The organism is Streptomyces griseochromogenes (genome assembly GCF_001542625.1).
GTDB classification, from domain to species: domain Bacteria; phylum Actinomycetota; class Actinomycetes; order Streptomycetales; family Streptomycetaceae; genus Streptomyces; species Streptomyces griseochromogenes.
On sequence record NZ_CP016279.1, the window covers coordinates 8,327,638 to 8,346,693 of the forward strand.

Genomic DNA, 19,056 nt, shown 5'->3' on the forward strand with positions numbered 1-19,056 from the left:
GGCGGCCGGTGCGGTCAGCCGCCGGAGATGCCGACCACCAGCCAGATGAAGGCCGCGCCCGCCACCGTGCACAGCAGGGTGGAGCGGGCCGGGTGCTCGTGGTGGGCCTCGGGCAGGATCTCGGCGGCGGCGAGGTAGAGCAGTACGCCGCCGAAGAGGCCGAGATAGCCGCCGAGCACCGGTTCCGGGATGTGGAAGAAGGCGGTCGACAGGGCGCCCACGAGGGGTGCGCAGGCGTCCGCCACGAGCATGCATATCGCCCGGCGGCGCGCGTTGCCGTACAGGCTCGTGATGGTGAAGGTGTTGAAGCCGTCGGCGAAGTCGTGCGCGATCACGGCGAGCGCGACGGAGGTGCCCATGCCGCCGCCCACCTGGAAGGCCGCGCCTATCGCCACGCCGTCCATGGCGCTGTGGCCGACCATCGCGGCGGCCGCCGTGAGGCCCACCTCGGGCGCCCGGTGGTTGTGCTCGGCGCCGCCGTGGGCCGCCTGGCGCACGGCCAGGGTGCGTTCCACCAGATGGGCCAGCAGGAAACCGGCCACGAACAGCAGCAGGGCCGTGGGTACGCCGAAGACCTCGCGGCTCGCCGCGCGCAGTGCCTCGGGCAGCAGGTCCAGGCCGACCACGCCCAGCATCAGGCCGCCGGCCAGTCCGAGGACGAGATGGCGACGGTCGGTCACGCGCTGTGCCGTCCAGCCGCCGGCCAGCGTCATCAGGAACGCGCCGAGCGCGACAAAGACCGCCATAGGCCCTTGCTATCCGATGGAAGCGCCTTCGCGCACATCCGCGGCCACGCCGACCGCCCCAGACCGTGACATTCCACCCGCTTACGCCTTGCGTTTCCGTATGAGAGGACCCCTTCCCATGGCCGATGCCCCCACCGGCAAGGTGACGTTCGTCGGTGCCGGCCCCGGCGCCGCCGATCTGCTGACGTTCCGGGCCGCGCGCGCGATCGCGGAGGCGGACGTGGTGATCTGGGCCGCGAGCCTGGTCCAGGCGGAGGTCCTGGAGCACGCGCGCGAGGACGCGGAGATCCTGGACTCGGCGGCCATGTCCCTGGAGGACGTCGTGGCCGTGTACGAGCGGGCCGCTGCCGAGGGGCTGAAGGTGGCCCGTATCCACTCCGGCGACCCGGCGCTGTGGGGCGGCACCCAGGAGCAGCTGGACCGGTGCGCCGGGATCGGGATCGAGACGGAGGTCGTGCCCGGCGTCTCGTCCTTCTCCGCCGTCGCCGCGCTCGCGCGGCGTGAGCTGACCATCCCGGAGATCGCCCAGTCCGTGATCCTGACCCGGCTCGGCGGCGGCAAGACGCCGATGCCGCCCGGCGAGGAGGTGCGCGAGTTCGCCCGGCACGGCACCACCATGGCCGTCTTCCTGTCGGCGGCGCGCAGCGGCCAGCTGGTGCGCGAGCTGCTGGAGGGCGGCTACCCGACGGACACCCCCGTGGTCGTCGCCTACCAGGCGACCTGGCCGGAGGAGCTGGTCGTGCGGTGCACGATCGGCACGCTGGAGGAGACGGTCAAGGAGCACAAGCTCTGGAAGCACACGCTCTTCCTGGTCGGCCCGGCGCTGGACGCCCACGGGACGCGTTCGCACCTGTACCACCCGGGGCACTTCCACGGCTACCGCAAGGCCGACCCCGAGGCCCGGCGGGCGCTGCGCGAACGGGGTGCGAACAGTTGATCACGGTCGTCGGTACGGGGACGGGGGCGCCGCCGGTCCCCGAGGACGCCCTCGCCGGTGCCGCTCTGGTCGTCGGCGGGCGGCGGCATCTGGACGCCGTACGGCTGCCCGAGGGCGCGGAGCGGATCGTGCTCGGGCCGCTGGCGCCCGCCCTGGACGCGATCGGCGAGTACGTCGGCAAGGAACTGCCGGTTCTCGTGCTGGCCTCCGGGGATCCCGGGTTCTTCGGGATCGTGCGGGCGCTGGCCGAGCGGTTCGGGTCCGGGCGGCTGGACGTACGGCCCGGGGTGTCGTCCGTGGCGACCGCGTTCGCGCGGCTCGGGCTGCCGTGGGACGACGCGGTGGTGGTGAGCGCGCACGGGCGTGATCCGCGCACGGCCGTCAACGTGTGCCGGGCGCACCCGAAGGTGGCCGTGCTGACCGGGCCGGGGGCCGGGCCCGCCGAGCTGGGTGCGGCGGTCGGGAACGGCCGTGTCCTGGTGGTGGCGAGCGCGCTCGGCGATCCGGATCACGAACGCGTGGAGCGGGTGACGCCCGCCGAGGCCGCGGCCCGGGACTGGGGCACGGCGGTGAGCGTGGTGCTGTGCCTGGACGAGACGCGGGCGCTCGGTGCCGTGCGCACGGTCGCCGGGGTGTCCGCGCGGCCGGACCGATGGGCGCTGGACGAGAGCGAGTTCGCGCACCGGGACTCGATGATCACCAAGTTCGAGGTGCGGGCCCTGGCACTCGCCCGGCTCGGGCCGCGCCCGGGCGACCTGGTGTGGGACGTCGGCGCGGGCTCGGGCTCGGTGGCCGTGGAGTGCGCGCGGCTCGGCGCGGCCGTGGTCGCCGTCGAGAAGGCCCCGGACGGGGTCGAGCGGATCCGTGCCAACGCGCACGCCCACGGTGTCGACGTGGACGTGGTGCACGGCTCGGCACCGGCCGCGCTGGCCGGGCTCGGCGACGATCCCGACGCCGTGTTCGTCGGTGGCGGAGGGTGCGAGCTGCCCGCCGTCGTCACCGCGTGCGCGCGGCGGGCACGGCGGACCGTCGTCGTCGCGATGGCCGCCCTGGACCGGGTGCCCGCGGCGCGCGAGGCGCTGACGGCCGCCGGATTCACCTGTGACGGGGTGCTGCTGCAGTCGTCGCGGCTCGCACCGCTGCCGGGCAACGTGACCCGGCTGGCGGCGACCAATCCCGTTTTCCTGCTGTGGGGCGTCAGAACCCCGGCGTCTAACGAAGGAGTGACTCAGTGATCGGCCTCATTTCCGCCACCGCGGCGGGGGCGGCGGCGCGCGACCGGCTGGCCGCGGCCTGGCCGGACCGTACCCGGGTGTACGACGGCCTGGCCGGGGAGGCCGTGCGGGCCGCGTTCGCCGAGTGCGAGCAGCTGGTGTGCTTCCTGGCGACGGGCGCGACGGTACGGCTGCTCGCGCCGCTGCTGGCCGACAAGGCGGCGGACCCGGGTGTGGTCTGCGTGGACGAGGCAGGCCGGTTCGCGGTGTCGCTGGTCGGCGGGCACGGCGGCGGCGCCAACGAACTCGCCCGCGAGGTGGGCGCGTTGCTGGGGGCCGAGCCGGTGGTGACGACCGCGACGGACGCGGTGGGGCTGCCGGGTCTGGACACGCTCGGGTTCCCGTACGAGGGGTCGGTGGCGACGGTGTCCCGGGCCCTGCTGGACGGCGAGGAGGTCGTCCTGGAGGCCGAGGTGCCGTGGCCGCTGCCGCCGCTGCCGAGCGCGCCCGAGGGGTCGTACACCGTCCGGCTCACGGACCGTGCCGTCGAACCGGGCGAGCGTGAGGTGCTGCTCAGGCCGCCGTCCCTGGTGGTCGGGGTCGGCGCCTCCAAGGGTGCGCCGGTGGAGGAGATCCTCGGGCTGGTCGAGGACGCGCTGCGGGAGGCGGGGCTCTCGCCGAAGTCCGTGGCCGAGCTCGCCACCGTGGACGCCAAGTCCGAGGAGCCGGGCCTGGTGGCCGCCGCCGAGCGTCTTGGGGTGCCCCTGGTGACGTACCCGGCCGAGGAGCTGGCGGCCGTGGCGGTACCCAATCCGTCCGACGCGCCGCTCGCGGCCGTCGGCACCCCGTCCGTCGCCGAGGCGGCCGCGCTGCTGCGTGGCGGTGAACTCCTGGTCCCCAAGCGGAAGTCCGCGGCGCGGCCGGCCATGGCCACCTGTGCCGTGGTACGGCGTCCGGGGCGCGGGCGGCTCGCGGTGGTCGGGCTGGGCCCCGGTGCCCGGGATCTGCTCACCCCGCGCGCGGCGGCCGAGTTGCGGCGGGCCTCGGTGCTGGTCGGGCTCGACCAGTACGTGGACCAGATCCGCGACCTGCTGCGGCCCGGCACCCGGGTGCTGGAGTCGGGGCTCGGCGCGGAGGAGGAGCGGGCCCGCACGGCGGTCGCCGAGGCCCGCAAGGGGCACGCGGTGGCGCTGATCGGCAGCGGGGACGCGGGTGTGTACGCCATGGCCTCCCCCGCGCTCGCCGAGGCGTCCGACGACATCGACGTGGTCGGTGTGCCGGGCGTGACGGCCGCGCTGGCGGCCGGGGCGATCCTGGGCGCGCCGCTGGGCCACGACCATGTGTCGATCAGCCTGTCCGACCTGCACACGCCGTGGGAGGTCATCGAGCGGCGGGTGCGGGCCGCGGCCGAGGCGGATCTCGTGGTCACCTTCTACAACCCGCGTTCCCGGGGCCGCGACTGGCAGCTGCCCAAGGCGCTCGCGATCCTCGCGGAGCACCGGGAGCCGGCGACCCCCGTCGGTGTCGTGCGCAACGCCTCGCGGCCGGACGAGTCGAGCCGGGTGACCGCACTGGCCGCGCTGGACCCGGCGACGGTCGACATGATGACGGTCGTGACCGTGGGCAACACGGCGACCCGGGACATCGCGGGGCGCATGGTGACGCCGCGCGGCTACCGCTGGCAGACATCGCGGGAGGACGCCAAGTGAACCGTGTGGTCCACCCCATCGAGCAGGAGTCCTTCCGGCGGCTGCGGGCCCGCCTGGACACCTCGCACTTCCCGCCGCTGACCCGGGCGGTGGTGGAGCGGGTCATCCACTCCGCCGCCGACCTGGAGTACGCGAGCGACCTCGTCATGGACGAGGGCGACCTGGTACGGGCCCACGCCGCGCTGCACTCCGGGGCGCCGGTCGTCGTGGACGTGGAGATGGTCGCGGCCGGTATCACCAGGCGGGAGACCGTCTGCCGGCTCAAGGACGCCGGGTCGGGGCCGGGGCTGACCCGTTCGGCACACGCGGTCCGGCTCGCGTACGAACAGGTCGGGCCCGGCGCCCTGTGGGTGATCGGCTGCGCGCCGACCGCCCTGGAGGAACTGCTCACGCTGGACGCCTCCCCCGCGCTCGTGATCGGCCTGCCCGTCGGCTTCGTCGGCGCGGCCGAGTCCAAGGAGGCGCTGCGTGCGAGCGGGCTGCCCGCCGTGAGCAACGTGTCCGAGAAGGGCGGTTCGGCGGTGGCCGCGGCCGCGCTCAACGCCCTGCTGTACCACCCCCTTTCATCTTCCGAGGAGACATCGTGACCACCCCGCCGCCCGCCCTGCTCATCGCCGGCCACGGCACCCGGGACGAGGCCGGGGCCGAGGCGTTCCGCGACTTCGTGCGGCAGCTGCAGCTTCGGCTGTCCGAGGTTCCGGTCGCCGGCGGCTTCATCGAGCTGTCCCCGCCGCCGCTCGGCGACGCCGTCGCCGGGATGGTGGCCCGGGGCGTACGACGGTTCGCGGCCGTGCCGCTGATGCTGGTGTCCGCCGGGCACGCCAAGGGGGACATCCCGGCGGCGCTGGCCCGCGAGAAGGAACGCCACCCGGGCATCTCGTACACCTACGGCCGCCCGCTGGGCCCGCACCCGTCGCTGCTGTCGGTCCTGGAGCGGCGGCTGGACGACGCCCTCGGCGGGAGTGCCCGTACGCCCGAGGACCGGGCCGATGTGACCGTGCTGCTGGTGGGTCGGGGCTCCACCGACCCGGACGCCAACGCCGAGGTGTTCAAGGCGGCGCGGCTGCTGTGGGAGGGGCGCGGGTACGCCGGTGTGGAGACGGCGTTCGTGTCGCTGGCGGCGCCGGACGTGCCGAGCGGGCTCGACCGGTGCGCGAGGCTGGGGGCGAAGCGGATCGTCGTCCTCCCCTATTTCCTGTTCACCGGGATCCTGCCGGACCGAGTGCGGGAGCAGACGGAGGGCTGGGCGGCCGCGCATCCGGAGACCGAGGTGCGCTCGGCGGACGTCATCGGGCCCGAGCCGGAGCTGCTGGACCTGGTGATCGAGCGGTACGAGGAGGCGATCAAGGGTGATCTGCGCATGAACTGCGACTCCTGCGTGTACCGGATCGCGCTGCCGGGCTTCGAGGACAAGGTGGGGCTGCCGCAGCAGCCGCACTTCCACCCGGACGACGACGGCCACCACCACGGGCACCACCACCACGGCGGGCACTCGCACAGCCATGCGCACTGAGCACACCACGGCCGCCGGGGACGCCCTGCGCCATCACGGGGACGCCGAGGTCCGGGACGACGGAGCGGGGCTGGTCGATCTCGCGGTCAATGTCCGCGCGGACACGCCTCCGGTCTGGCTGCGGGAGGAGATCGCCCGTTCGCTGTCCTCGCTCGCGGCCTACCCGGACGGGCGGGCCGCACGGGCGGCGGTGGCGGCGCGGCACGGGCTGCCCGTGGAGCGGGTGCTGCTGACGGCGGGCGCGGCGGAGGCGTTCGTGCTGCTGGCGCGGTCGCTGGAGGTACGCAAGCCGGTGGTGGTGCATCCGCAGTTCACCGAGCCGGAGGCGGCGCTGCGGGATGCGGGGCACACCGTGGCCCGGGTGCTGCTGCGGGAGGCGGACGGCTTCCGGCTGGATCCGGGGGCCGTTCCGGAGGACGCCGATCTGGTGGTGATCGGGAATCCGACCAATCCGACGTCGGTCCTGCACCCGGCCGCCGCGATCGCCTCGCTCGCCCGTCCGGGGCGGATCCTGGTGGTCGACGAGGCGTTCATGGACGCGGTGCCCGGTGAGCGGGAGGCCCTTGCCGGGCGGACCGATGTGCCCGGTCTCGTCGTGCTGCGCAGTCTGACCAAGACCTGGGGGCTGGCCGGGCTGCGGATCGGCTATGTGCTGGCCGCGCCGGAGACGATCGCCGAGCTGGAGCGGGCCCAGCCGCTGTGGCCGGTGTCGACGCCGGCGCTGGCGGCGGCGCGGGCGTGTGTGGCGCCGCGGGCACTGGCGGAGGCGGCGCACGCGGCCCACCGGATCGCGGCGGACCGGGCCCATCTGGTGGCGGGGCTGGCCGCCTTCGCCGACCGGGGTGTGCGGGTGGCCGGTCCCGCCGAGGGGCCGTTCGTGTTGGTGCGTACGGCGGGCGCCGCCGCGGTACGACGGCGGCTGCGCGAGCTGGGCTACGCGGTCCGGCGCGGGGACACCTTCCCCGGCCTCGACGACGACTGGATCCGCATGGCCGTACGGGACAAGGCCACGGTGAACGGATTCCTGGCGGGGCTGGACCGCGCGCTGGGCTGACCCCGCCAGGAGTTCCGTCAGCTCTTGCGGCGGCGCGCCACCGCCACCGCTCCCCCGCCCGCCAGCACCAGCGCGAGCGCACCGCCCGCGATGTACGGCGTTGCCGAGCTGCCGCCCGTCTCCGCGAGGTCGGCACGGGCACCCTGGGGCTTCACGCCGGCGGCCGGGTCGTGGCTCGGTACCGGGTGTCCGGTGGGCGGGAACATCGGTGACTCGCAGGTCGCCTTGGCCAGAGTAATCGTTCCTTCGACCTCGGCCACGTTGAGCTTCAACGGGTTGACGGAGACCTTGAGTTCGAGGGCCGTCGCGGCCGCCGTGCGGGTCGTGGTGGCGTGCCGGGAGAGGTCGAGGCGGACCTCGCCGACGCCGGGCACCTTCACCTCGGTCGGGCCGCCGGCGGTGAGCGTGACACGCTTGCCGAGGACCGTGACGGCGCCGAGCACGTCCGCGGTGGCGACGGGCGGCTTCCCCACCGCGCAGGTCGCCTTCGCCGTGACCGTGCCGACCTCCACGAGGGAGAGCAGGGGCAGGCCCGGGACGTGCAGCCTGGCGTCGGCGACGCGGACCGAGCCCTCGGCGAGCCGGTCGTTCACCGTGGCTCCGGCCGACGCCGCCTGAGCGCCGAGGACGGTGAACGGACTGCCGCCGTTCACCCCGTCGAGCCGGGCCGTCAGAGCGGTCTTCCGGGCGCTCTCGGGCGCCTGGACCTCATTGAGGGTGACCGCGAGCGGGACGTTCACGGTCTTGTTGAGCAGGGACACGTCGAGTCCGGTGCGGAGCACGACGGCGGAGGCGCGACCGTGGCCACCGGTCGCGTGCGCGGCGCCCGCGCCCAGGACCGCGGGACCCGCGGCCAGGGCGGTGACCGTCGCGACCGTGGCGAGACGGCGTGCGGGCATACGGAAGTTGTTGCTGTTCAAGGCGGGGGACCCCCAGACGGAACATGCTTGGGACTCGTCAACCTTGTACGCACTGTGGGTGAACGGTCAGCCGTCCTGGGTTACTTCACTCCAACGTGAATACCCGCACGCTCCTTCGAATCACCGGGCACACGCGTTCCCCTACCCGACCACGACCCCGTTCAGCACCACTCGGCGCGGCGCCGCCAGCACCCGTACGTCCGCCCGCGGATCGGACTCGTACACCACCAGGTCGGCCGGTGCGCCCTCCTCGAGGCCGGGGCGGCCCAGCCAGGCCCGGGCGCCCCAGGTCGTCGCCGACAGCGCCTGGACGGACGGTATGCCCGCGGTGACGAGTTCGGCGACCTCGGCAGCCACCAGGCCGTGCGCCAGCGAGCCGCCCGCGTCCGTGCCGACGTACACCGGGATGCCGGCGTCGTACGCGCCGCGCACGGTGTCGTAGCGCCGCTCGTGCAGCCGGCGCATGTGCGCCGACCAGAGCGGGTACCTGGTCTCGCCGCCGGCCGCGAGCCGCGGGAAGGTGGCGATGTTGACCAGGGTCGGGACGATCGCGACACCGCGTTCGGCGAACAGCGGGATCAGGTCCTCGGTGAGGCCGGTGGCGTGCTCGACGCAGTCGATGCCCGCCTCGACCAGGTCGCGCAGCGAACCCTCGGCGAAGCAGTGGGCGGTCACGCGGGCGCCGAGGCGGTGGGCCTCGGCGATGGCCGCCTCCACCGCCTCGCGGGGCCAGCAGGCGGACAGGTCGCCGAGGTCGCGGTCGATCCAGTCGCCGACCAGCTTGACCCAGCCGTCGCCGCGCCGGGCCTCCTGGGCGACGTACGCGACGAGGTCCTCCGGCTCGATCTCGTGGGCGTAGTTGCGGATGTAGCGGCGGGTGCGGGCGATGTGCCGGCCGGCCCGGATGATCTTCGGGAGGTCGTCGCGGTCGTCGATCCAGCGGGTGTCGGAGGGCGAGCCCGCGTCGCGGATCAGCAGGGCGCCGGCCTCGCGGTCGGTCAGCGCCTGCTTCTCGGCGGTGTCGGTGTCGACCGGGCCCTGCTCGTCCAGGCCCACGTGGCAGTGCGCGTCGACCAGGCCGGGCAGGGCCCAGCCCTCGACGGTCCGGACGTCACGGACGCCGGCGGGGCGGTCGTAGGACACCCGGCCCCCGACCACCCACAGCTCGTCACGGACGTCCTCCGGTCCCGCCAGGACCCGGCCCCTCACGTGCAGTACCGCGCGATCGCTCATGTACGGAACCTTAGCCAGCGGGCCCCTACTCTCCGGAAGTCCCCTCTTCCACGTCGGCCATCGCCGGGTCCAGCAGGCGGGACAGGAAGTGGCGGGTCCGTTCGTGCCGCGGGCTGCCGATGACCTGCTCGGGGCTGCCCTCCTCGACGATCACACCGCCGTCCATGAAGACGACCCGGTCGGCGACCTCGCGCGCGAAGGTCATCTCGTGGGTGACGACCATCATCGTCATGCCCTCGGTGGCGAGCATGCGCATGACGGCGAGGACGTCGCCGACCAGTTCCGGGTCGAGCGCCGAGGTCGGCTCGTCGAAGAGCATGACCTCCGGGCCCATGGCGAGCGCGCGGGCGATGGCCACGCGCTGCTGCTGGCCGCCGGAGAGGGAGGAGGGATAGGCGTCGGCCTTCTCGGACAGCCCGACCCGGGCGAGGTTCTCGGCGGCGACCGCGGCGGCACTCGCCTTGTCCCGCCCGAGGACCCTGCGCTGCGGGAGCGTGAGGTTCTCGGTGACGTTCAGGTGCGGGAACAGGTTGAACTGCTGGAAGACCATGCCGATACGGCGGCGTACGGCGTCGATGTCGACGTCGGGGTCGGTCACCTCGGTGCCGCCGACGAAGACCTGGCCCTCGGTGGGCTCCTCCAGCAGGTTGACGCAGCGCAGCAGCGTCGACTTGCCGGAGCCGGAGGGGCCGATGACGCAGACGACCTCGCCCTGGCCGATCTCCAGGTCGATGCCGCGCAGGACGTCGTTGTCGCCGAAGGACTTGTGCAGCCCGCTTACCTGGATCTCCGGGCGGCTCACCGGATCGCCTCCTGGGACTTGGACTCCATACGGCGTACGACGAAGCTGAGCGGGATCGTGACCAGCAGGTAGCACAGACCCGCGACCAGGATCGGCGTGGAGTTGGCGGTCGTACTGGCCAGGTCGCGGCCGTACTTGGACAGTTCGCGCTCCTCCAGGGTGACGCCGAGGAACAGCACCAGCGAGGAGTCCTTGAAGAGGAGCACCAGTTCGTTGGTGAGCGGCGGGAGGATGATGCGGAAGGCCTGCGGGAGGATGATCGAGACCATGGCCCGGGCGGGCGAGAAGCCCAGCGAACGGGCCGCCTCCATCTGCCCCTTGGGCACGGCCTGGATGCCCGCGCGGATCGTCTCCGCCATGTACGCGGCCGAGACCAGGCCGAGCGCGAGGGCGACCTTGCCGTAGGTGCCGCCGGGGATCTCCGTGCCCGGGAATGCCAGGGGCACGGCGACACCGACGAAGATGAAGATCAGCAGGGCTGGCAGGCCGCGGAAGATCTCGATGTAGACGCTCGCGACCCAGCGGTAGGGCCCGACCGAGGACAGCCGCATCAGCGCGATGACCATGCCGAGGACGAGCCCGACGACGAAGCCGGACAGCGTGTAGAGCACGGTGTTCTTCAGCGCCAGCGTGATGACGTCCGGGAACATCTGCTTCGCGATGTCGGCCTGCGCGAACTGGTTCTGCAGCCGTCCCCAGTCCGCCGTGGCCGCGAAGGCGATCACGGCGGCGACGAAGACGGCGTACTGCGCGCCCCGGGACAGCCGGCGCCTCTGGCGCCGGGTGAGTCCCTTCTTCTTCGGCTGGAGTCTTACGTCGGTATCGGTCATGAGGCGGCGGGAGAGGCGACGGAGGCGTTGTACGGGCCGATCCACTGCTCGTAGAGCTTCTTGTAGGTACCGTCGGCCTTGGCGTTCTTGATGGCCTTGTCGATGGCCTCGCGCAGGGCGGTGTTGCCCTTCTTCACCGTGAAGCCGTACTGCTCGCCGGTCTTGAGGTTGTCGACGACCTTGAACTTGTCCGCGTTGGCCTTGTCCTTCAGCCAGCCCTGGACGACCGGGAAGTCGATGACGACCGCCTGGACCTGTCCGGTGCGCAGGCCGTTGAGGACCGCGTCGGAGGACTCGAAGGAGATCGGGTCGTAGCCCTTGCCCTTGACGTAGTCCTCGCCGGTGGTCTGCGCCTGGGCGCCGAGCTTCTTGCCCTTGGCCTTGACGTCGGCGAGGGAGTTGATGCCGCTCTTCTTGTCGACGAGGACGGCCTGGGTCGCGTCGAAGTACGGGTCGGAGAAGTCGACGTTCTTCTTCCGCTCCGGCGTGATCGTCATGCCGGCGGCGGCCAGGTCGCACTCGCCGGAGTTCAGGAAGGCCCCGGTCTTGAAGTTCTCGAACGGCGTGTCGAGGATCTGCTGCTTGACGCCGAGGTTCTTGGCGACGAGGTCGATGAGGGAGACGTCGAAGCCCTGCACCTTGCCGTCGATCTCCGACTGGAACGGCGGGTACGGCAGGTGGGTGCAGGTGGTCAGCTGACCGCCCTTGACGAGGTGGACTCCCTTGACGGTCGTCGGGCCGCTGCCCGAGTCGCTGGAGGAGCAGCCGGCCACGAGCACGAGCCCGGCCGTCGCGGTGGTGGCTGCCAGAAGGCGGGTCCGGCGTCCGAGCGTTTTCATGGGGTGATCTCCGTAGGGGGGAAGTATGGGTTCCGATTATAAGGAAGAGTTTGAGCCTCTCAAACCAAACCCATGGTTACGAAGCCGTTCGCCTTAAGATCGGTGGAGTCGATCGCTGTGACCGAAGCCCGTGAACGGAGAGAGAAGCGCCGTGACCCACCCCTTCCTCGACCTGCCCCCGCTCAGTGCCGAGCGCTTCGCCGCCATCGAGGACCGGGTGGCCCGGTTGCTGGAGACCCGGCAGGACGTGGTGATCACACAGGGCGAGGCGCTGCTGCCCCTGGAGGGCGCGATCCGCGCGGCGGCCCGTCCGGGCACGACCGCGCTGAACGTGATCACGGGCCCGTACGGGCAGACCTTCGGGAACTGGCTCCGGGACTGCGGCGCGACCGTGCACGACCTGTCCGTCCCGTTCCACACGGCGGTCACCGCGTCCCAGATCCGGGAGGCCCTCGCCGAGCACCCGGAGATCGACTTCGTCTCACTCGTCCACGCGGAGGCGGCGACCGGCAACACCAATCCGGTCGCGGAGATCGGCGAGGTGGTGCGGGAGCACGGCGCGCTGTTCTACCTGGACGCGGTCGCCTCCGTCGGGGCGGAGCCGGTGCTGCCGGACGCGTGGGGCGTGGACCTGTGCGTGATCGGGGCCCAGAAGGCGATGGGCGGCCCGGCGGGTGTCTCGGCGATCTCGGTGAGCGAGCGGGCGTGGTCCCGGATGGCGGCCAACCCGAACGCCCCGCGCCGCTCCTACCTCTCCCTCCTCGACTGGAAGGAGCGCTGGATCGACGGCGGCCGCAAGGCCCTGCTGCACGCTCCGGCCCAGCTCGAGATGCTGGCCCTGGAGGCGTGCCTGGAGCGGATCGAGACGGCGGGCGCGCGGACGGTGATGGCCCGGCACGCGTCCGCCGCCGCGGCGACGCGGGCGGGCGCGGCGGCCCTGGGCGGGGGCATCGAGCCCTACGTCCACGAGGCGAGGGACGCGGCGCCGGTCGCGACGACGCTGCGGGTCCCGTCCGGGGTGGTGGCCTCGGAGCTGGTGGCCCGGGCCCTGGCGAGCGACCCCGCGCTTCCGCTGGCCGCCGGCGGCGGCGCGCTCGCCGAGGAGATGATCCGCGTCAACCACTACGGCCCGGACGCGACGCCGGGCGCCGTGCACAGCTGCCTGTCGGCGCTGGGCGCGGCCCTCGCCGAGCGGGGACCGACGGTGGATCTGGAGGGTGCCCGCCGCGCGGCGGACGAGGCATGGCGGTAGCGGCGTCCGGCTGAAGGACGAGGCCCGGCCCTGCCGCGGCCCGACCGCAACCGCTGCAGGCCGGAACGGGACGGTCCGCGCGAAGACGCGCGGACCGTTGTCAGTGCCGCGTGCCAGGCTGTCTTCATGACCACGAGGACTCCCGGCACCCTTCCCGACGGCCGCCCCGTCCCCCTGATGACCGGCCCCGAGCGCCCCATGCTGGAGAGCTGGCTGGACTTCCACCGGGCCACTCTGGAGCTGAAGTTCCGGGGACTGGACGACATACAGGCGCGGCTCGCCCCGGCCGAGCCGTCCGCGCTGACGCCGCTCGGGCTGGTGCAGCATCTCGCCGAGGTCGAGCGGAACTGGTGGCAGCGCGTGGTGGCGGGGCTCGATGTGCCACCGGTGTTCGAGGAGGCGACGGGGTACGCCCTCGATCCGGGGCGCGGGCTCGACGAGGCGTTCACGGCGTGGCGCGGGGAGGTCACGCGGGGGCGTCGGCTGCGTGCCGCGCGGTCACTGGAGGACACCGGGCGGATCACCGACGGGCCGATGACCGGGGCCGAGGTCAGTGTGCGGTGGGTGCTCATTCACCTCATCGAGGAGTACGCCCGGCACAACGGGCACGCCGACATACTGCGTGAACGCATCGACGGAACCACGGGCTTCTGAATTCAATTTACCTTCACAATTCCCGCTTATTCCCCGGACGATAGCTCCCCGTATTCTTCTGCCCGCTTTTTTCGAGGTTAAACAGAGAGTTTTTCATACGGGCTTCTAACAGGTTTCCGCATTGTGACACACTCCACAGCGGGTATCTTTTGTACAGATTTATGGTGGTGCAATTCTGGCATTTCACCGCCCCTGCCCTCATCCCTCCCCCCGCTGCCGTCAATGCGCCCGTGCATTCCTGAATTTGCCTCGCTAAATTCGTGCCGCATGACTGCCGCACAAGCAGACCTGTTCATCGACCGACCGGCGGTGTCCGACGGACCCGCGCTGTGGCGTATCGCCAAGAACTCGGAAACCCTCGACCTGAACTCCTCGTACAGCTATTTGCTGTGGTGCCGGGACTTCGCCGCCACCTCGGCGGTGGCGCGTGGCGCGGACGGCGAGCCCGTCGGTTTCGTGACCGGGTACGTGCGGCCCGACCGTCCCCGCGTCCTGCTCGTCTGGCAGGTGGCCGTCGACGCCGCCCACCGGGGGCGCGGCATCGCCGCCGCGCTGCTGGACGGGCTGACCGCCCGGCTCACCGGCGAGCGCCTGATCACCGGCATCGAGACCACCATCGCCCCCGGAAACACGGCCTCCGAGCGTCTGTTCACCTCGTTCGCCGCCCGGCACGGAGCGGACCTCGACCGCGAGGTGCTGTTCCCCGCCGACCTGTTCCCCGACGGCCAGCACGATGCCGAAGTCCTGTACCGCATCGGTCCGTTGACCCCGTCCACCGCCCTCTGAGGAGCGATTCACCGTGACCATCACCCAGCCCGACCTCAGCGTCTTCGAGACCATCGAGTCCGAGGTGCGCAGTTACTGCCGCGGCTGGCCCACCGTGTTCGACCGGGCGCAGGGCAGCCGGATCTACGACGAGGACGGACACGCCTACCTCGACTTCTTCGCCGGTGCCGGCTCACTCAACTACGGCCACAACAACCCGGTACTGAAACGGGCGCTGATCGACTATCTGTCCCGGGACGGGGTGACCCACGGCCTGGACATGTCGACCAAGGCCAAACGGTCCTTCCTGCAGACCTTCCAGGACCTGGTGCTGCGCCCGCGCGACCTGCCCTACAAGGTCATGTTCCCGGGCCCGACCGGCACCAACGCCGTCGAGTCGGCGCTGAAGCTGGCCCGGAAGGTGAAGGGCCGGGAGGCGATCGTGTCGTTCACGAACGCCTTCCACGGGATGTCGCTGGGCTCCCTGGCCGTCACCGGCAACGCCTTCAAGCGGGCCGGCGCGGGCATCCCGCTGGTCCACGGCACGCCGATGCCCTTCGACAACTACTTCGACGGCACGGTGCCGGACTTCCTGTGGTTCGAGCGGCTCCTGGAGGACCAGGGCTCCGGTCTCAACAAGCCGGCCGCGGTGATCGTGGAGACCGTGCAGGGCGAGGGCGGCATCAACGTGGCCCGGCCCGAATGGCTGCGCGCCCTCAAGGACCTGTGCGAGCGGCAGGACATGCTGCTGATCGTCGACGACATCCAGATGGGCTGCGGCCGGACGGGGGCGTTCTTCTCCTTCGAGGAGGCCGGGATCGTGCCCGACATCGTCACCGTGTCCAAGTCGATCAGCGGCTACGGCCTGCCGATGGCGCTGTGCCTGTTCAAGCCCGAGCTCGACGTCTGGGAGCCGGGCGAGCACAACGGCACCTTCCGCGGCAACAACCCCGCGTTCGTGACCGCCACCGCGGCCCTCGAGACGTACTGGGCCGACGGCTCCGCGATGGAGAAGCAGACCCGCGCCCGCGGCGAGCAGATCGAGCAGGCACTGATCTCGATCACCGAGGAGAACCTCGCCGATGTGAAGGAGTACCGCGGCCGCGGTCTGGTGTGGGGTCTGGAGTTCCACGAGAAGGCGCGGGCCACCCGGGTCGCCCGGCGGGCCTTCGAACTCGGCCTGCTCATCGAGACGTCCGGCCCGGAGGGCGAGGTCGTCAAGCTGCTGCCCGCGCTCACCGTCACCCCCGAAGAGCTGGACGAGGGCCTCAGCATCGTCGCCCGCGCCATCCGCGAGACCGTCTAGCGCCATCCACCGAGGAGGAAGCACAGCACCGTGATCGTCCGATCGTTCAAGGACATCGAAGGCACCGACCGGCATGTGAAGGCCAAGTCCGGCACCTGGGAGAGCAAGCGGATCGTCCTCGCCAAGGAGCGGGTCGGCTTCTCCCTGCACGAGACGGTCCTGTACGCCGGGACCGAGACGTCGATGTGGTACGCCAACCACATCGAGGCCGTCGTCTGCGTCGAGGGCGAGGCCGAGCTCACCGACCACGAGACCGGGAGGACGCACACGATCACTCCCGGCACCATGTACCTCCTGGACGGGCACGAGCGGCACACGCTGCGCGTCAAGGAGGACTTCCGCTGCCTCTGCGTGTTCAACCCGCCCGTCACCGGCCGGGAGGACCACGACGAGAACGGCGTCTACCCGCTGCTCACCGAGCCCGAGGAGGTGTGACCCATGACCACCGTCACCGACCTGTACCCCAGCCGCGGCACGAGCGAGGTGACCGTCCCGCGCCAGGACCCGGTCGTCTGGAGCTCCCCGGACACGCCCGGCCCGATCACGACGGCCGACCTGCAGTCGTACGAGCGTGACGGCTTCCTCGCCGTCGACCAGCTGATCACCCCGGACGAGGTCGGGGTCTACCGGAGCGAGCTGGACCGGCTCGTCGCCGACCCGGCGATCCGCGCCGACGAGCGCTCGATCGTCGAGCCGAAGTCCAAGGAGATCCGTTCGGTCTTCGAAGTGCACCGGATCAGCGAGGTGTTCGCGCGCCTGGTGCGCGATCCGCGGGTGGTCGGCCGGGCCCGGCAGATCCTCGGCTCGGACGTGTACGTCCACCAGTCCCGGATCAACGTCAAGCCGGGCTTCGGCGCGAGCGGCTTCTACTGGCACTCGGACTTCGAGACCTGGCACGCCGAGGACGGCCTGCCGAACATGCGCACGGTGTCCGTCTCGATCGCGCTGACCGAGAACTACGACACCAACGGCGGGCTCATGATCATGCCGGGCTCGCACCGCACGTTCCTGGGCTGTGCCGGGGCCACGCCCGAGGACAACTACAAGAGGTCGCTGCAGATGCAGGACGCGGGCACACCGTCCGACGCGGCGCTGACCACGCTGGCGAGCGAGTACGGCATCCGGCTGTTCACCGGCCGGGCGGGCTCGGCGACCTGGTTCGACTGCAACTGCATGCACGGGTCCGGCGACAACATCACGCCGTTCCCGCGCAGCAACGTCTTCATCGTCTTCAACAGCGTGGAGAACGCGGCGGTGGAGCCGTTCGCGGCGCCGGTACGGCGGCCGGAGTTCATCGGCGCACGGGACTTCACTCCCGTGCGGTGACGTGACGCGCGTCGTTCCAGGGGCCTCCGTGCGACAGCCGGAGGCCCCTGGCGCGTTCCACCGCGCGAGGTACCCGGGTCAGCCGGACAGCGCGCTCAGCAGACGATCCACGTCGGCGGGCGTGTTGTAGAGGTGGAAGGACGCGCGCAGGTTGCCCGCGCGGTCGGAGACCTCGATGCCGGCGCGGCTCAACCCGGGCTGGCGGTCGCCGAGTCCGGGCACCGAGACGATCGCCGAGCCGGGGGCGGGCAGGGGTTCGTGGCCGAGGGCCGCGAGTCCGTCCCGGAACCGGTCGGCCAGGGCCAGGTCGTGGGCCTGTACGGCGGCCACGCCGAGTTCCTCGATCAGGGCCAGGGAATGGCGCACTCCGGTGTAGGTGAACAGGGCGGGGCTGACGTCGAACCGCCGTGCGGAGTGGGCGAGTTCGGCCACCGGGCCGTAGCAGCTGTTCCACGGCTCCTCGGCCGCGACCCAGCCCGCCAGCAGCGGGGAAAGCCCGCCGAGGTCCTCGGGGACGACGAGGAAGGCCGCCCCGTGCGGGCCGAGCAGCCACTTGAAGGTCGTGGAGACGGTGAAGTCGTGGGCATCGGCCCGCATGGGCAGCCAGCCGGCGGACTGCGAGAAGTCGACGTAGGTGCGTGCCCCGTGGGTCCGGGCGGCCTCGCGCAGGGCGGACAGATCGGCGATCCGGCCGTCGGCGGACTGGGCGGCGCTGACCGCGACGAGTGCGGTGCCGGGCCGCACGGACTCGGCGAGCCGCTCCAGCGGGACCGCGCGGACCTTGAGGTCTCCCCGGGTGTAGAAGGGGTTCACGACCGAGGTGAAGTCGTCCTCGGCGGTCAGGACTTCGGCGCCGGCGGGCAGGGAGGTGGCGACCAGAGCGGTCTGGGTGGCCACCGAGGGTCCCGCCGCCACCCGGGTCACCGGCACTCCGGCGAGCCGGGCGAACGCGGCCCGGGCCAGCTCGACGTCCTCGAACAGCGGATCGAGCGGCCTGCCCTCCGCCCGGATGGCCACCGCCTCGCGCAGTGCGGCGACGGTACGGGCGGGCAGCAGGCCGCTGCTCGCGGTGTTGAGGTAGGTGTTCTGCGGGGTGAACTCGGCGCGGACGAGGTTCTCGAACGTCTCCGTGGTCTCCATGGGTCCACTCTGCGGCCCCATGAAGTCGTAGTCCATTGCGGATTTTTACGTGGAGTGGCTTAGGAGTGCTTATACATCGGCGCGACCTGCGGTTTCTCAGTGCTGCGGCACCGCGCACCCGTCCGGGCCGCATGCCTCGGCATCATCCTGGCCGACCGGCTCCAGCGGGGAACGCTCACCCCAGGCCTGGCTCAGCGCCTGGGTGAAGACCTCGGCGGGCTGGGCGCCGGAGACGCCGTACTTCCGGTCCAGGACGAAGAAGGGCACGCCGTTCGCCCCGAGCTGGGCGGCCTCGCGCTCGTCGGCGCGGACCTCGTCGGCGTAGGCCGCCGGATCGGCGAGCACCTCGCGGACGGCGTCGGCGTCCAGCCCGGCCTCGACGGCCAGCTCCACCAGGCGCACGTCGCCCTCGGTGAAGACGGACCGTTCCTCGGCGAAGTTGGCGCGGTACAGGATCTGGATCAGCTCGTCCTGGCGGCCCCGCTCCTTGGCGAAGTGCAGCAGGCGGTGCATGTCGAACGTGTTGCCGTGGTCACGGCCCCGGGTGCGGTAGTCCAGGCCCTCGGCGGCGGCCTGGGCGCCCAGATTGTCCTCGCCGGCCTGGGCCTGCGTCTCGCTCATGCCGTACTTCCTGGTGAGCATGGTGATCACCGGCTGCACATCGCCCTTGGCGCGGCCCGGGTCCAGCTCGAAGGAGCGGTGCACCACCTCGACCTCGTCGTGGTGCGGGAAGGCGGCGAGCGCCTTCTCGAAGCGGGCCTTGCCCACGTAGCACCAGGGGCAGGCGATGTCGCTCCAGATCTCGACGCGCATGTC

At 72.0% G+C, this 19,056-nt stretch carries 20 protein-coding genes; 12 read left to right on the plus strand and 8 right to left on the minus strand.

Going from position 1 to position 19,056, the window contains the following annotated elements:
• Positions 1-14: 14 nt before the first annotated feature.
• Positions 15-746, minus strand: coding sequence for a ZIP family metal transporter (locus tag AVL59_RS36080; protein ID WP_067313113.1), 732 nt, complete (start codon positions 744-746; stop codon positions 15-17).
• Between the two features lie 118 nt (positions 747-864).
• Here AVL59_RS36080 and cobM point away from each other — a divergent pair, with 118 nt between their 5' ends.
• The 6 genes from cobM to cobC are packed head-to-tail and all read left to right on the plus strand — an operon-like array spanning position 865 to position 7,173.
• Entirely contained in the window at positions 865-1,683 is an 819-nt protein-coding gene (gene cobM / locus AVL59_RS36085; protein ID WP_067313115.1) for a precorrin-4 C(11)-methyltransferase, read from the plus strand.
• Positions 1,680-2,918, plus strand: a complete 1,239-nt coding sequence (locus AVL59_RS36090) for a bifunctional cobalt-precorrin-7 (C(5))-methyltransferase/cobalt-precorrin-6B (C(15))-methyltransferase (protein WP_067313117.1) — start codon at positions 1,680-1,682, stop codon at positions 2,916-2,918. The genes cobM and AVL59_RS36090 overlap by 4 nt, the downstream gene beginning before the upstream one ends.
• Positions 2,915-4,606: a precorrin-3B C(17)-methyltransferase gene (gene cobJ / locus AVL59_RS36095; protein WP_067313118.1), complete on the plus strand. Its 1,692-nt coding sequence runs from the start codon at positions 2,915-2,917 to the stop codon at positions 4,604-4,606. The genes AVL59_RS36090 and cobJ overlap by 4 nt, the downstream gene beginning before the upstream one ends.
• A complete protein-coding gene (locus tag AVL59_RS36100; protein WP_067313120.1) occupies positions 4,603-5,193 on the plus strand; it encodes a precorrin-8X methylmutase in 591 nt (196 codons plus the stop codon). Before cobJ ends, AVL59_RS36100 begins: the two co-directional genes overlap by 4 nt.
• The gene (locus tag AVL59_RS36105) at positions 5,190-6,119 is read left to right on the plus strand and encodes a sirohydrochlorin chelatase (RefSeq protein WP_067313122.1); all 930 of its coding nucleotides are present in this window, start codon (positions 5,190-5,192) and stop codon (positions 6,117-6,119) included. The genes AVL59_RS36100 and AVL59_RS36105 overlap by 4 nt, the downstream gene beginning before the upstream one ends.
• Positions 6,109-7,173 (plus strand): Rv2231c family pyridoxal phosphate-dependent protein CobC, encoded by a 1,065-nt coding sequence (cobC, locus tag AVL59_RS36110; protein ID WP_067313124.1) that lies wholly within the window; start codon positions 6,109-6,111, stop codon positions 7,171-7,173. The genes AVL59_RS36105 and cobC overlap by 11 nt, the downstream gene beginning before the upstream one ends.
• Positions 7,174-7,190: 17 nt before the next feature.
• On the opposite strand, the gene AVL59_RS36115 is transcribed toward cobC, so the two are convergent.
• The 5 genes from AVL59_RS36115 to AVL59_RS36135 all read right to left on the minus strand — a co-directional run bounded on the left by AVL59_RS36115 (position 7,191) and on the right by AVL59_RS36135 (position 11,797).
• Positions 7,191-8,093, minus strand: coding sequence for an SCO1860 family LAETG-anchored protein (locus AVL59_RS36115; RefSeq protein WP_067313125.1), 903 nt, complete (start codon positions 8,091-8,093; stop codon positions 7,191-7,193).
• Positions 8,094-8,234: 141 nt separating this feature from the next.
• On the minus strand, positions 8,235-9,326 hold the full coding sequence (locus AVL59_RS36120; RefSeq protein ID WP_067313127.1) for an amidohydrolase family protein: 1,092 nt from the start codon (positions 9,324-9,326) through the stop codon (positions 8,235-8,237).
• A 25-nt stretch (positions 9,327-9,351) separates the two neighbouring features.
• Positions 9,352-10,128, minus strand: a complete 777-nt coding sequence (locus tag AVL59_RS36125; protein WP_067313129.1) for an amino acid ABC transporter ATP-binding protein — start codon at positions 10,126-10,128, stop codon at positions 9,352-9,354.
• Positions 10,125-10,958: an amino acid ABC transporter permease gene (locus tag AVL59_RS36130; protein ID WP_067313131.1), complete on the minus strand. Its 834-nt coding sequence runs from the start codon at positions 10,956-10,958 to the stop codon at positions 10,125-10,127. Before AVL59_RS36130 ends, AVL59_RS36125 begins: the two co-directional genes overlap by 4 nt.
• Positions 10,955-11,797: a transporter substrate-binding domain-containing protein gene (locus tag AVL59_RS36135; protein ID WP_067313135.1), complete on the minus strand. Its 843-nt coding sequence runs from the start codon at positions 11,795-11,797 to the stop codon at positions 10,955-10,957. The genes AVL59_RS36130 and AVL59_RS36135 overlap by 4 nt, the downstream gene beginning before the upstream one ends.
• 151 nt (positions 11,798-11,948) lie before the next feature.
• On the opposite strand from AVL59_RS36135, the gene AVL59_RS36140 reads away from it, so the two are divergent.
• The 6 genes from AVL59_RS36140 (at position 11,949) to thpD (ending at position 17,100) form a co-directional block, all read left to right on the plus strand.
• A complete protein-coding gene (locus AVL59_RS36140) occupies positions 11,949-13,049 on the plus strand; it encodes a pyridoxal-phosphate-dependent aminotransferase family protein (RefSeq protein WP_067313137.1) in 1,101 nt (366 codons plus the stop codon).
• A gap of 126 nt (positions 13,050-13,175) precedes the next feature.
• Positions 13,176-13,703, plus strand: coding sequence for a DinB family protein (locus tag AVL59_RS36145; protein ID WP_067313139.1), 528 nt, complete (start codon positions 13,176-13,178; stop codon positions 13,701-13,703).
• Positions 13,704-13,970: 267 nt separating this feature from the next.
• Positions 13,971-14,489, plus strand: coding sequence for a diaminobutyrate acetyltransferase (gene ectA / locus AVL59_RS36150; protein ID WP_067313141.1), 519 nt, complete (start codon positions 13,971-13,973; stop codon positions 14,487-14,489).
• A gap of 13 nt (positions 14,490-14,502) precedes the next feature.
• Complete coding sequence (gene ectB / locus AVL59_RS36155; RefSeq protein ID WP_067313143.1) at positions 14,503-15,774, plus strand: diaminobutyrate--2-oxoglutarate transaminase; 1,272 nt, start codon at positions 14,503-14,505, stop codon at positions 15,772-15,774.
• Between the two features lie 30 nt (positions 15,775-15,804).
• On the plus strand, positions 15,805-16,209 hold the full coding sequence (locus tag AVL59_RS36160; RefSeq protein ID WP_067313144.1) for an ectoine synthase: 405 nt from the start codon (positions 15,805-15,807) through the stop codon (positions 16,207-16,209).
• A 3-nt stretch (positions 16,210-16,212) separates the two neighbouring features.
• Positions 16,213-17,100: an ectoine hydroxylase gene (thpD, locus tag AVL59_RS36165; RefSeq protein ID WP_067313145.1), complete on the plus strand. Its 888-nt coding sequence runs from the start codon at positions 16,213-16,215 to the stop codon at positions 17,098-17,100.
• A 78-nt stretch (positions 17,101-17,178) separates the two neighbouring features.
• On the opposite strand, the gene AVL59_RS36170 is transcribed toward thpD, so the two are convergent.
• Together AVL59_RS36170 and AVL59_RS36175 are read right to left on the minus strand one after the other, a co-directional pair.
• Positions 17,179-18,240 (minus strand): aminotransferase class V-fold PLP-dependent enzyme, encoded by a 1,062-nt coding sequence (locus AVL59_RS36170; RefSeq protein ID WP_067313146.1) that lies wholly within the window; start codon positions 18,238-18,240, stop codon positions 17,179-17,181.
• Positions 18,241-18,336: 96 nt separating this feature from the next.
• A complete protein-coding gene (locus tag AVL59_RS36175) occupies positions 18,337-19,053 on the minus strand; it encodes a DsbA family oxidoreductase (RefSeq protein WP_067313148.1) in 717 nt (238 codons plus the stop codon).
• Positions 19,054-19,056 lie beyond the last annotated feature (3 nt).

What these genes read in the sequence shown, in the direction of transcription:
- AVL59_RS36080 (WP_067313113.1), bottom strand. Translation starts at nt 746, where the DNA reads ATGGCGGTCTTTGTCGCGCTCGGCGCGTTCCTGATGACGCTGGCCGGC.
- cobM (WP_067313115.1), top strand. Translation starts at nt 865, where the DNA reads ATGGCCGATGCCCCCACCGGCAAGGTGACGTTCGTCGGTGCCGGCCCC.
- cobC (WP_067313124.1), top strand. Translation starts at nt 6,109, where the DNA reads ATGCGCACTGAGCACACCACGGCCGCCGGGGACGCCCTGCGCCATCAC.
- AVL59_RS36120 (WP_067313127.1), bottom strand. Translation starts at nt 9,326, where the DNA reads ATGAGCGATCGCGCGGTACTGCACGTGAGGGGCCGGGTCCTGGCGGGA.
- AVL59_RS36130 (WP_067313131.1), bottom strand. Translation starts at nt 10,958, where the DNA reads ATGACCGATACCGACGTAAGACTCCAGCCGAAGAAGAAGGGACTCACC.
- AVL59_RS36135 (WP_067313135.1), bottom strand. Translation starts at nt 11,797, where the DNA reads ATGAAAACGCTCGGACGCCGGACCCGCCTTCTGGCAGCCACCACCGCG.
- AVL59_RS36145 (WP_067313139.1), top strand. Translation starts at nt 13,176, where the DNA reads ATGACCACGAGGACTCCCGGCACCCTTCCCGACGGCCGCCCCGTCCCC.
- ectA (WP_067313141.1), top strand. Translation starts at nt 13,971, where the DNA reads ATGACTGCCGCACAAGCAGACCTGTTCATCGACCGACCGGCGGTGTCC.
- thpD (WP_067313145.1), top strand. Translation starts at nt 16,213, where the DNA reads ATGACCACCGTCACCGACCTGTACCCCAGCCGCGGCACGAGCGAGGTG.
- AVL59_RS36170 (WP_067313146.1), bottom strand. Translation starts at nt 18,240, where the DNA reads ATGGAGACCACGGAGACGTTCGAGAACCTCGTCCGCGCCGAGTTCACC.
- AVL59_RS36175 (WP_067313148.1), bottom strand. Translation starts at nt 19,053, where the DNA reads ATGCGCGTCGAGATCTGGAGCGACATCGCCTGCCCCTGGTGCTACGTG.